Source organism: Streptomyces sp. NPDC057702 (genome assembly GCF_042799315.1).
GTDB lineage: Bacteria > Actinomycetota > Actinomycetes > Streptomycetales > Streptomycetaceae > Streptomyces.
Genome location: NZ_JBHVJC010000006.1, coordinates 227,645 through 239,246 on the forward strand (window position 1 = coordinate 227,645; position 11,602 = coordinate 239,246).

10 protein-coding genes are annotated in these 11,602 nt (G+C 72.8%); 9 read left to right on the forward strand and 1 reads right to left on the reverse strand.

Annotated features, from left to right (window positions below):
- Positions 1–179 precede the first annotated feature (179 nt).
- Complete coding sequence (locus tag ACFVFR_RS06595) at positions 180–863, reverse strand: TetR/AcrR family transcriptional regulator (RefSeq protein ID WP_383698558.1); 684 nt, start codon at positions 861–863, stop codon at positions 180–182.
- A 644-nt stretch (positions 864–1,507) separates the two neighbouring features.
- Here ACFVFR_RS06595 and ACFVFR_RS06600 point away from each other — a divergent pair.
- From ACFVFR_RS06600 to ACFVFR_RS06640, 9 genes are all read left to right on the forward strand, one after another.
- Positions 1,508–1,924: a cell division protein SepF gene (locus tag ACFVFR_RS06600; protein ID WP_383698559.1), complete on the forward strand. Its 417-nt coding sequence runs from the start codon at positions 1,508–1,510 to the stop codon at positions 1,922–1,924.
- 56 nt (positions 1,925–1,980) lie between these two features.
- On the forward strand, positions 1,981–3,534 hold the full coding sequence (locus tag ACFVFR_RS06605; RefSeq protein WP_383698560.1) for an ATP-binding protein: 1,554 nt from the start codon (positions 1,981–1,983) through the stop codon (positions 3,532–3,534).
- The gene (locus ACFVFR_RS06610) at positions 3,506–3,883 is read left to right on the forward strand and encodes a nucleotide pyrophosphohydrolase (RefSeq protein WP_383698561.1); all 378 of its coding nucleotides are present in this window, start codon (positions 3,506–3,508) and stop codon (positions 3,881–3,883) included. Before ACFVFR_RS06605 ends, ACFVFR_RS06610 begins: the two co-directional genes overlap by 29 nt.
- Positions 3,884–4,012: 129 nt before the next feature.
- Positions 4,013–4,483 carry a DUF6099 family protein gene (locus ACFVFR_RS06615; protein WP_383698562.1) on the forward strand — a complete coding sequence of 157 codons (471 nt, stop codon included), beginning with the start codon at positions 4,013–4,015 and terminating at the stop codon, positions 4,481–4,483.
- 175 nt (positions 4,484–4,658) lie between these two features.
- Positions 4,659–5,582: an LLM class F420-dependent oxidoreductase gene (locus tag ACFVFR_RS06620; RefSeq protein ID WP_383698563.1), complete on the forward strand. Its 924-nt coding sequence runs from the start codon at positions 4,659–4,661 to the stop codon at positions 5,580–5,582.
- Between the two features lie 13 nt (positions 5,583–5,595).
- Positions 5,596–6,822: a homocysteine S-methyltransferase gene (gene mmuM / locus ACFVFR_RS06625; RefSeq protein WP_383698564.1), complete on the forward strand. Its 1,227-nt coding sequence runs from the start codon at positions 5,596–5,598 to the stop codon at positions 6,820–6,822.
- Positions 6,823–7,099: 277 nt separating this feature from the next.
- Positions 7,100–8,323: an arginine deiminase gene (locus ACFVFR_RS06630; protein WP_383698565.1), complete on the forward strand. Its 1,224-nt coding sequence runs from the start codon at positions 7,100–7,102 to the stop codon at positions 8,321–8,323.
- Positions 8,324–8,733: 410 nt separating this feature from the next.
- Complete coding sequence (argF, locus tag ACFVFR_RS06635) at positions 8,734–9,741, forward strand: ornithine carbamoyltransferase (protein ID WP_383698566.1); 1,008 nt, start codon at positions 8,734–8,736, stop codon at positions 9,739–9,741.
- A 242-nt stretch (positions 9,742–9,983) separates the two neighbouring features.
- Positions 9,984–11,558, forward strand: coding sequence for an amino acid permease (locus ACFVFR_RS06640; RefSeq protein ID WP_383698567.1), 1,575 nt, complete (start codon positions 9,984–9,986; stop codon positions 11,556–11,558).
- Positions 11,559–11,602: the final 44 nt, after the last annotated feature.

The window sequence follows — 11,602 nt, forward strand, 5'->3', positions numbered from 1 at the left end:
CGTGCGGGGCCCGCCGCGCGCGAAGCGGCCCCGGGAGGTTACCCCCGGGGCCGCTTCGTACCGCCACGTACCGTCTGTCGCTCTGTCCCGTGTGCCCCGCCGACCGGCGCCGCGCCCTCCCGCCGCGCCCGAGGCCGGCCCGTCCGGGCGCTCCGCCCGTCGCTCGCGCCCCGGCCGACCTACGGCTCGGTGGTCGCCTCGGGGAGCCCCAGCATGCGGCGGGCGCTGAGCACCATCGTGGTGCGCAGCGCGACCTCCTCGGCCGGCGAGTGCTCGCGGCTGAAGAGCATGTAGCAGTTGCGCTCGACCATCCAGTGCGCCGCCACGGCCAGGGCTCGCGCGTCCCCGTCCGGTTTGGCCATTCCGCGACCGCGATCGCGTTCGAGCATCGCGGCCAGTTCCACGGCACCCGCCTCCAGCACGTCCCGCCACGCTATGCGCGCCTCCATGTCCCGCCCCACGTAGTCGATGGCGGCGCAGAACAGGGAACCGTGTTCCACCCAGGTGTCGAGAACGTTGTTGATCAACCCCTCGAGGGAGGTCTCCAACGTGATGTCCTCGTCGCCCGCGGCAGCCGCCGCGGTCGTCAGCAACGTGCCCATCACACGCTGCACGGCGGCGTCGATGATGGCCTGCTTGCTGTCGAAGTAGAAGTACACCGAGGGACGGGACAGGCCCGCGCCCTTGGCGATCTCCTCGATGGTGATCTTCCTCGCGGGCCGGTCGCGCAAGAGGCGGACGACGCTGTCGAGGATGGCTGCCTCCCTACGATCCCCCCGGCTCAGGCGAGGGCGTCTGCGCCCCCGAACCCCGGCCGGAGGAGGCAGCGTTCTGTGCGCTGCTTCGTCCCCGTTGTCGTCCATGTGGCTCACGGTAGCTGTTCGAATGGCTCATAACGCAGTTTCGACAAAACTCAACACGGCGTTGAGTTTTGCCCCGTTGGCATGTGATGCTCGTAGACAGAGGCGGTGGTGTCGGGGGAAGCACGAAAACGGGGGGCTCGCCGCCGCCTCTTCCAACTCGCGCTGCCCTGAGTCCTTTTGGTCTCGGGGAGGCGCCCCGGGTGGTGTCGACGCGACACGTCGGTGGCTACGGCGAAACGGGGGGCCGGCGGGGGCCTCCCCGCGTCGGCACGGCCGTTGAGCCACCAGGCGTCCGTCGCCGAGGCGACGCACCGGCGACGTCGGCGCGAGTTGGCCGCGCGAGTGGCTGGAGCGGAACGGGGGAGGTGCCGACGAGGGTCGGCCCTTCACGCTCCGGCCACCTGGCGGCGGGTGTGGACGACGGGACCGCGGAGCCGGCCCACGTGCGGCGTCGGGGGACGCGAGCGCGGCCGGAGAATCCGGCGCGGCGCAGGGCGCACGCTCCGGCTCCCGGCCCCGTCCCCTCTCCGTTGCCTACGTCACTACCTGCACCGATAGCTGTGTCGGTGCGCGAAACGAGCCCGTGTGTGTCCCTAGAATCGCCCGATGCACATATCCAGCGAGCACGCCTGCGGGGTGAACCGGTGAACAGCCACGACGTCACCGACGAACAGTGGGAGGGGCTCGCCGAAGTCGTCCCGCTGCGCGGCAACAACGCATGGCCGTCCTGGCCGCACCACCGGGCCCTGCCGGACGAGGAGCCCGAAGAGGACCAGCGCCAGTTCGTCGTCATCCGCGTACAGACCTTCGCCGACGCGCGCGAGGTCGCCGAGTACCTGATGGCCCAGATCCCGGTCCTCCTCGACCTCACCAGCGCCGAGAGCGACGTGGCCAAGCGCATCCTCGACTTCTCCAGCGGAGTCGTCTTCGGACTCGGCAGCGGCATGCACCGCGTCGACACCAACGTCTTCCTGCTCGCCCCGATCGGCACCGAGGTCGACGAACCCGAACTGCGCCCCTCGTTCACGACCATGACAGGGGTTTCCGTCCCCCGATCGTAGGAACACCACGACGAGCAAACGGTTCGGCAAATTCGAGCGGCGATACCTTCCCCGCCATGAACGCATCAGGCCAGCGGCCCGCCGTATCCGAACTGAGGCTCTCGGCCTACAAGACGCACCGGCGCGCGGTCTTCCCCCTGGGTCCGGTGACGCTGTTCACCGGGCCCAGTGGCAGCGGCAAGTCCAGCGCCCTGGAGGCGTACGCGGCCCTGGCCCGACTCGCGGCCGGCGAGCCCCTGACCGACGTCTTCCCCGACCCCAGCGGCTGCGTCCCCCAACAGGCCCGCCCCGACGTCCAGGGCCGGCGCGGCTTCCGCATCGGCTGCACCGTGGACGGGCCCGTCGGCCCGGTCCACCTGGACGTCGCGGTCCAGGCCGAGCCCGAACTGCGGATCGTCGGGGAGCGCATGACCGGCGCCGGTGAGGTCCTGCTGGAGACCGCGCTACGCGACCCGGGGCGGCGCACCGTGCAGGCGGCCTGGTACACCGCCGGAGCCGTCCCCGTCACCCGCGCCCCGCTCCCCGACGACCGGCTGGCCACCGCCCTGCTCCCCCTGCGCATCGCGGGCAAGACGGCGGGCCAGCGACTCGCCCTGGCCGCCGCCGAACAGGTCGTGGTGGCCCTGCGCTCCGTCTTCCCCTGCGACCCGCGCCCCGAGGCCATGCGCGGCCCCGCCATGCGCTCGGACGGTCACCTGCGCAGCGCCTGCGACAACCTCGCCGCCGTGCTCTACCGCACCCGCAAGGAGTGCGGCACCCGCCACGCCGCGCTGGTGGAGGCCGTACGCGAGGGCTGCGCCGGCCCCGCCGTGACCGAGCTGACCGTCGAGGGCGCGGGGCAGCGCGACGGGGCGGCCGAGACCGCCGAACGCGCCCCCATCAGCGGCCGACGGACCGGCACACCCGCCCGTGGCCTGGGTGAGGGCCGCCTCGCCACGGCCGACCGGCGCGGGATGCCGGCCGAGCGCCGTGCCGCGCTGGGCGGGGCCGGCAGGTCCGGTGTCGGGGTGCGCGCCGTGCTCGGCCTGGGCGAGTTCGGGCACATGCCGATGGACCGGCTCGGCGACGGCGAACTGCGCTATCTGGGCCTCGCGCTCGTGCTGCTGACCGGGCCGGGCGTACTGGACGTGGACCCGGTGGCCGACGTGCTCCCCGCGTTGCAGACGCTGACCGTCCTGGCCGACGGCTTCGACCGGTGCCTCGACCGGCGCCAGGCGCGGCTGCTGCTCGAACTGGCCGGCCGGATGTGCGAACGCGGCCACATCCGGCTGGTGGGCACCGTGCGCGAGGTCCCGCTGACGCTGTCGTCAGCTGGCGAGGGCGAAGGTCAGCGGCCCGTGGTGGGGGAGGGCGGCGGGCGCGGCGACGTGCCGGGCGAGGGCGCGGCGGCGGGCGAGGGCCGCTCCAAGGCGGGTCATGGCCACCGTGGCGGCGGCCTCGTGGCCCAGCGCGACGGCGCGCGCGCCGAGTCCTGTGGCGGCGGGCCGGGCGAGGACCGCGGCGGGGGCGGAGGGACGCGGGGGACCGGCGGGGCGGAGGGCGCCTTCGGAGTACGCGGGCTGACGGTGGTAGACCTGGGGCGTGACCAAGGCACCCGATCCCGCCCCTGACCTGCCCGCACTCCAGCGACGACTGGCCGACTTCGCGGCGGCGCGCGACTGGCGGCGCTTCCACACGCCCAAGAACCTGGCCTCGGCGCTCAGCGTCGAGGCCGCCGAACTCCTGGAGATCTTCCAGTGGTTGACGCCGGAGGAGTCGGCCGCGGTGACGGCCGACCCCGCTTCCGCGGCGCGGGTCGAGGACGAGGTGGCCGACGTCCTCGCCTACCTCCTGCAGTTCTGCCAGTCACTGGACATCGACCCCCGGCGGGCGCTCTCCGCCAAGATCGACCGCAACGAACAACGCTTCCCCGCGCGCCGGGCTGCCCCGTCCACCACCACGGATCATCACTCTTTGTAGTCGCTAAGTTATCCACAGCGTAACTGTTGTCCACAGATTCCTGAATTCCCCTAGCTTTCCCGCCCGTTACTCATCACTCTGGGTAGCGAACCAGTAACCATCACCGCGCGGCGGACAGGGGCATGTGACATGGAGGCAAGGCGACTCATCGAGGCCACTCGGCTGGCCCTGACCCAGGCCGACACGGTGCAGGACACCATCGCCGAAGCGTGGCAGGCACAGGCGCTCGCCGAGGCCATCGGCGGCTACTTCGCGGGCAGCGCCTCCTTCACCACCCGCTGGGAGGCCGAGGGGCTGAGCGAGGCGGGCGGCCGAGCCTGCGGCGCGCTCAGGCGGCCCGCCCTCAACCACCCCACCCTGCGCACGGGGGCGATACGGGCCAGGCAGTTAACGGAAGTGCGCGACCCCCGGCGCGCACTCCTCGCGCTGGGGGTGCTGCTCGGCGACGTGGGCATCGCCCTGGTCGAGGTGGCCTGCGGAGCCGAGGAGGGGCTGTACTGGCAGTGCGTCGAAGCCGTGGACGCCGCGGACGAGTCCCGGGACCGCGTCTTCGGCATGCTGCGCGAACTCCCGGTCCGCGCCGAAGGCGGCGCCGCCTGACCGGCGACGCGACACGAACCCCGCCCCGGCCCGCAACCCCCGCCAGCGGGCACCGCGGCCCCCACCCGACGCGAACCCCGGCCACCACCCCGTACGAGGGCCGCCCACCCGGCGCACACCGGACACGGGCCAGGACGTCTCGGCGGCACGCCCCGAAGCAGGCAGGATGGAAACCATGGACCTACGCATCTTCACCGAGCCCCAGCAGGGGGCCAGCTACGACACCCTCCTCACCGTCGCCAGGGCCACCGAAGACCTGGGCTTCGACGCCTTCTTCCGCTCCGACCACTATCTGCGCATGGGCAACGCCGACGGGCTGCCGGGCCCCACGGACGCCTGGATCACCCTGGCCGGCCTCGCCCGCGAGACCAGCCGAATCCGCCTCGGCACCCTGATGACCGCCGGCACCTTCCGGCTGCCGGGCGTGCTGGCCATCCAGGTCGCCCAGGTGGACCAGATGTCCGGCGGACGTGTCGAACTCGGCCTGGGCTCCGGATGGTTCGAGGAGGAACACCGCGCCTACGGCATCCCGTTCCCCAAGGAGAAGTTCGCGCGACTCGAGGAGCAGCTGGAGATCGTCACCGGCCTGTGGAACACACCCCCCGGCCAGACGTACACCCATGACGGGACGCACTACCAGCTCACCGACTCACCCGCCCTGCCCAAGCCCGCCCAGCCCAAGGTGCCGATCCTCATCGGCGGCCACGGCGCGGTCCGCACCCCCCGACTGGCAGCCCGCTACGCCGACGAGTTCAACATCCCCTTCGCGTCCATCGAGGACAGCCAGCGACAGTTCGACCGGGTGCGCGCGGCAGCCGAGGCGGCCGGCCGCAAGGCCGACGACCTGGTGTACTCCAGCGCGCTGGTGGCCTGCGTCGGCAAGGACGACCGCGAGGTGGCCCGCCGCGCCGCCGCCATCGGCCGGGACGTGGCCGAACTCAAGGAGAACGGCCTCGCGGGTTCGCCGGCCGAGGTGCTGGACAAGATCGGTCGGTACGCCGCGACCGGCGCCTCCCGGATCTACCTGCAGATCCTCGACCTCGACGACCTCGACCACCTGGAGCTGATCTCCTCCCAGGTGCGCTCCCCACTCGCCTGAGGACACCCCGGTCATGACGCCCGCCGCCGAACCACCCCGTCACGGGGACCCGCCCGGGCCGGTACCGCCCGCCGGTTCCCGGCCCACGCTGGCCCAGGCCCTCGCGCGCGGAGCGCTCGTACTCGACGGCGGGCTCTCCAACCAACTGGTGGCACAGGGCTGCGACCTGTCCGACGACCTGTGGTCGGCCCGTCTGCTCGACGACGACCCGGCGCAGATCGAGGCGGCCCACGCGGCCTACGTCAGAGCCGGCGCCCAGGTACTGATCACCGCCAGCTACCAGGTCAGCTACCAGGGCTTCGCCCGCCGGGGCCTGGATCGGCGGCAGGTGGACGCGCTCCTGCGGCAGAGCGTCCACCTGGCCCGCCGAGCGGCGGCTCGCGCGGGGGCGGACTACCCGAGGGCGGACCAGCCCGAGACGGGCGACCCGGGGACGGGCAACCCCGCGGCCGCGGGACCGCACCACGGCGCGGAGGGCAGGCGTACGACGAGTGGGAGGGGCGAAGCGGCGAGCCCCGGTGGCCGCAGCGGCCCGAGCGGCGACACCACCGCCCGCGCACGCGAGGAACCGGCGAGGGCCGACCTCGCGACCGACCGCGCGGGCGGGGGCGAGCCGGGCGGAGGAGAGCCGGCGCGCGCGAGAACCGCCGCCAGCGGCACGGTGTGGGTGGCGGGCTCCGTGGGCCCCTACGGGGCGGTGCTCGCCGACGGCAGCGAGTACCGCGGCCGATACGGGCTGAGCGTGCGCGAGCTGACGGACTTCCACCGGCCCCGCATCGCGGCACTGGCCTCCGCGCGACCCGACGCGCTGGCCCTGGAGACGGTGCCGGACATCGACGAGGCGGAAGCGATGCTGTGGGCGGCCGAGAGCCACCCGATCCCGGTATGGCTCTCGTACAGCATCCAGGGGCGCACGACCCGCGCCGGCCAGCCGCTGGAGCGGGCGTTCGCCCTCGCGGCCGACAACGACCAGGTGATCGCCGTGGGGGTGAACTGCTGCACGCCCGCCGACGCCGACGGCGCGGTACGGCTGGCGGCGCTGGTCACCGGCAAACCGGTGGTCGTCTACCCGAACAGCGGAGAGGGCTGGGACGCGACAGCGCGGGACTGGCGCGGTCACCACACCTTCGATCCACGGCGAGTCGCCGCGTGGCAGGCCGAAGGGGCGCGACTCATCGGTGGCTGCTGCCGCGTGGCCCCCGACCGCATCGCCGACCTCGCCAAGGCCATGCACGGATGACCAAGGAGGCCGGGGCGCCGGGGCGGGGGAGGCTGGGGCGGGGCGCGGGGTTTCCGACATCTGTCGGCAAGTGCCGTGGGGGTGGGTCGGGGGTGGCGGCGGAGGGTGGGGTGTGGGCTTGGCGGCGAGGGAGGCTGGGGGCGGTGGCGTAACGCTTGTGGGGGTCGGGTGGGGCGGGTTTCGGCCGGCTGCCGTGGGGGCGGCGAGGAGGGGGGAAGTGGTGCGGGAGGTGCCGCGAGCGATGTGCGGGGAGGCGGCTTGGGGTGAGGATAGGGGCATGGGATTCCATGTCGACTCCGAGGCCGGGCGGCTCCGTCGCGTCATCTTGCACCGCCCCGACCTGGAGCTGAAGCGGCTCACTCCGACCAACAAGGACGCGCTCCTGTTCGATGACGTGCTGTGGGTGCGGCGGGCCAGACAGGAGCACGACGGGTTCGCCGACGTCCTGCGCGACCGGGGGGTGGAGGTGCATCTCTTCGGTGATCTGTTGGCCGAGAGCCTCGCGGTGCCCGAGGCGCGCTCCCTGGTGTTGGACCGGGTCTTCGACGAGAAGGAGTACGGACCGCTGGCGACCGATCACCTGCGGGCCGCCTTCGAGGAGTTGTCGGCGCCGGAGTTGGCGCAGGCGCTGGTGGGCGGCCAGACCAAGCGGGAGTTCCTGGAGCGGCGCCCGGAGCCGGTGTCGGTGCGCTTCCACGCGATGGAGCCGGACGACTTCGTCGTGCATCCGCTGCCCAACCACCTCTTCACGCGCGACGCCTCGGCCTGGGTGTACGACGGGGTGTCGATCAACGCGATGCGCTGGCCGGCGCGTTGGCACGAGACGGTGCACTATGAGGCGGTGTACCGGCACCACCCGCTGTTCGCGCGCACGGACTTCCACGTGTGGTCGGAGGGGCAGGCGGCGTTTCCGTCCACCATCGAGGGCGGCGACGTGCTGGTGATCGGCAACGGCGCGGTGTTGATCGGTATGAGCGAGCGGACCACCCCGCAGGCGGTGGAGATGCTGGCGCGCGGGCTGTTCGCGGCCGGTTCGGCCCGTACGATCGTGGCGCTCGACATGCCCAAGGGGCGGGCGTTCATGCACCTGGACACGGTGATGACGATGGTGGACGGGGACACCTTCACGCAGTACGCGGGCCTGGGGATGCTGCGGTCGTACACCATCGAGCCGGGGGTGGAGGAGCGGGACCTCAAGGTCACCGACCACCCGCCGGAGCACATGCACCGGGCCATAGCCGCCGCGCTGGGCCTGGACTCGATCCGGGTGCTGACCGCCACACAGGACGTGCACGCCGCCGAGCGCGAGCAGTGGGACGACGGGTGCAACGTGCTGGCCGTCGAGCCGGGCGTGGTCGTCGCGTACGAGCGCAACGCCACCACCAACACCTATCTGCGCAAGTGCGGCATCGAGGTGATCACCATCCCGGGCAGCGAACTCGGTCGCGGTCGGGGCGGGCCCCGGTGCATGAGCTGCCCGGTGGAGCGCGACGCGGTGTGAGGACCCGCCACCGGCCCTCACCCACGGGACGTACCGCTTGGCCGCCACGCGCGGCGGGGCGCCTCCGACGCGTCGGAGGCCGACCCCGCCGCGCGGCTCCCCGGGGGCCGGAGCGGGGCGCGGGTGCGCGACTGCGGGCGCGGGGCGGTGGGGGCGCCTCCGGAGGAGGGGCGTCGGGGCGCGGGGCGGGGGATGTCGTGGGAGCGGCGGGAGAGTGAAGGGAGGTGGGGGAGCGGGCGAAGAGCGCTGGGCGGAGGGTGTCGCGGGCGAGGGGGCCGGGCATCCTGGCAGGGCGTCGGGTGCCGGTGCGCGTGGGGCCGGGCGGCGGGGGAGCGGACACGGTTGCATATAAATGCCGCCATACGTATATGCTTCCGAGGTTCCCGAACGCTGCGACCTAGGAGCCTGCCATGGCGAGCGACCTCTTCGGCCGTCACTTCCTCAAGGAGCTGGACTTCACCGCGGACGAGTTCCTGCGCCTGGTGGAGCTGGCCGCCGAGCTCAAGGCCGCCAAGCGCGCGGGCGCCGAGGTCAGGCGGCTGTCCGGGAAGAACGTGGCGCTCATATTCGAGAAGACCTCGACCCGTACCCGCTGCGCCTTCGAGGTCGCGGCGGCCGACCAGGGCGCCTCGACCACCTATCTCGACCCCGCGGGTTCGCAGCTCGGTCACAAGGAGTCGGTCAAGGACACCGCGCGGGTCCTCGGCCGGATGTTCGACGCGATCCAGTACCGGGGCGCGGGCCAGTCGATCGTCGAGGAACTGGCCGCGCACGCCGGGGTGCCGGTCTACAACGGCCTCACCGACGAGTGGCACCCCACGCAGATGCTGGCCGACGTGCTGACCATGACCGAGCACACGACCAAGCCGCTGACCGAGGTGGCGTACGCCTGCCTCGGCGACGCCCGCGCCAACATGGGGCACTCCTACCTGGTCACCGGCGCGTTGCTCGGCATGGACGTACGCGTGGTCGCCCCGCGCGCCCTGTGGCCCGCCGACGAGGTCGTGGCGCACGCCCGCCGGCTCGCCGCCGACTCGGGGGCCCGTCTCACGCTCACCGAGGACGTCGCGGAGGGCGTGCGCGGCGCGGACTTCGTCGCCACCGACGTGTGGGTCTCCATGGGCGAGCCGAGCGAGGTGTGGGACGAGCGCATCGCGCTGTTGCGCCCGTACGCGGTGACGATGGACGTGCTGCGCGCCACGGGCAACCCCGACGTGCGGTTCCTGCACTGTCTGCCGGCCTTCCACGACCTGGGGACGAGTGTCGGCCGTGACATCCACGCGCGGTACGGGCTGACCTCCCTGGAGGTCACGGACGAGGTGTTCGAGTCCGCGTACTCGGTGGTCTTCGACGAGGCGGAGAACCGGATGCACACGATCAAGGCCATGATGGTCGCCACGCTGGCCCGCGATGAGTGAATAGTCATACGCTCTGCTGCGCAATCATGCGGCCGGGGCGCTTAGCATGGTGAACGGAAGTGGGGTTCGGGCGTACCGCCGCGGGCCCCTTTTCGCCGCGTCGGCTCGGCCGACGCCGCCCGAGCGTGCCGCGCCCGGCCCCCACCGCGCCTGATCGACAGGGCCGGGCCGCCGTGTGCCGTGGTCGCGGGCGAGGCGATCCTCCCGCACCGCCCGCCAGTCCCACGGAAGAGAACCACCGCATGCCCTCGCGTCCACTCCGCGTCAAGTCGCCCGACGTCCTTATCGCCGAGTCCGGCGCGGACCGCGCGGGGCACGGCCTGCGCCGCACCATGGGCCTGTTCCAGCTCGTGTGCTTCGGCGTCGGCGCGATCGTGGGCACCGGCATCTTCGTCGGGCTCTCGGACACGGTCGCCGAGGCCGGGCCGGCCACCGTGCTCACCTTCGTCCTGGCGGCCGTGACCTGCGTACTGACCGCCTTCTCCTTCGCCGAGCTCGGCGGCGCCATCCCGGTCTCGGGCAGCTCCTACTCCTACGCGTACGCCACCCTGGGCGAGGGCGTGGCGTTCATCACCGGCTGGTGTCTGCTCCTGGAGTACGGCGTCTCGGTGTCGGCCGTCGCGGTGGGCTGGGGCCAGTACCTGAACGAGTTGCTGCACAGCGTGTTCGGCTGGCAGTTGCCCGCCGCGCTCTCCAATCCGCCCGGCGAAGGCGGCATCGTCAACGTCCCGGCCGTCGTGGTCATCGCGCTGGCCGCGTCGCTGCTGGTGCGCGGGGTGCGGGAGAGCGCCCGCGCGACGGCGGCCATGGCGGTCCTCAAGCTCGGGGTCCTCGCGCTGTTCTGCGCCATCGCCTTCACGGCGTTCGACGGGGGCAACCTCACCCCGTTCGCGGCGCACGGGCTGGCCGGGGTGACCTCCGGGGCCTCCGTCGCCTTCTTCTCCTACATCGGCTTCGACGCGATCACCACCGCCGGCGAGGAGGTGAAGAACCCGCGTCGGACCGTTCCGTTGGCGATCATGGTCTGTATCGGCGTGGTCACGCTGCTGTACTGCCTGGTCGCGTTGGCCGCCATCGGCGCGCTGTCGGCCGACGAGGTGGCCGGCAAGCCGGCGGCCCTGTCGCTGATCGTCAACCGGGTCACCGGCTCCGCGGTGGGTGGCGGCGTGATCGCCTTCGGCGCGATCGTGGCCATCGCCTCGGTGGTCCTCACGGTGACCTACGGGCAGACCCGCATCCTGATGTCCATGTCCCGGGACGGCCTGATCCCCGGCGTCTTCGAGCGGATCTCGCCGAAGACGGCGACGCCGGTCGCCGGCACGTGGATCGTCGCCGCGGTGTTCGCGGTGCCGGCGGCCGTGGTGCCGCTCAAGGTGGTGCTCGACCTGACCACGATCGGCACGCTGTCGGCCATGGTGATCGTCAACGTCGCCGTGATCGTGCTGCGCCGCTCCCGCCCGGACCTCTCCCGCCCCTTCCGCACCCCGCTCTTCCCGCTGCCCCCGCTGCTCGGCATCGCCTGCTGCGGCTATCTGATCTACGGAACGGGCACGGCGACCTGGCTGCAGTTCGGCGTCTTCCTACTGGTGGGGGTGGGTCTGTACCTGGGGTACGGGCGACGGCACTCCCGGCTGCGCGCGGCCCGACCCCAGGACCCGGACCAGCCCCAGGGCCAGCCCCAGCACCCGGGCCAGGGCCCTGACCGGGATCGGGATCGGAGCCGGGATCCGGAGCGGGACCCCGACCGGGGTCGGAGCCGGGACCCGGAGCAGGGCCAGGACCGGGACGCGCCAGCGGTGACCCACATCCCGGGCTGACGGGCTGACGGGCTGACGAGCGGACGGACCGAGGGGCCGCCGCG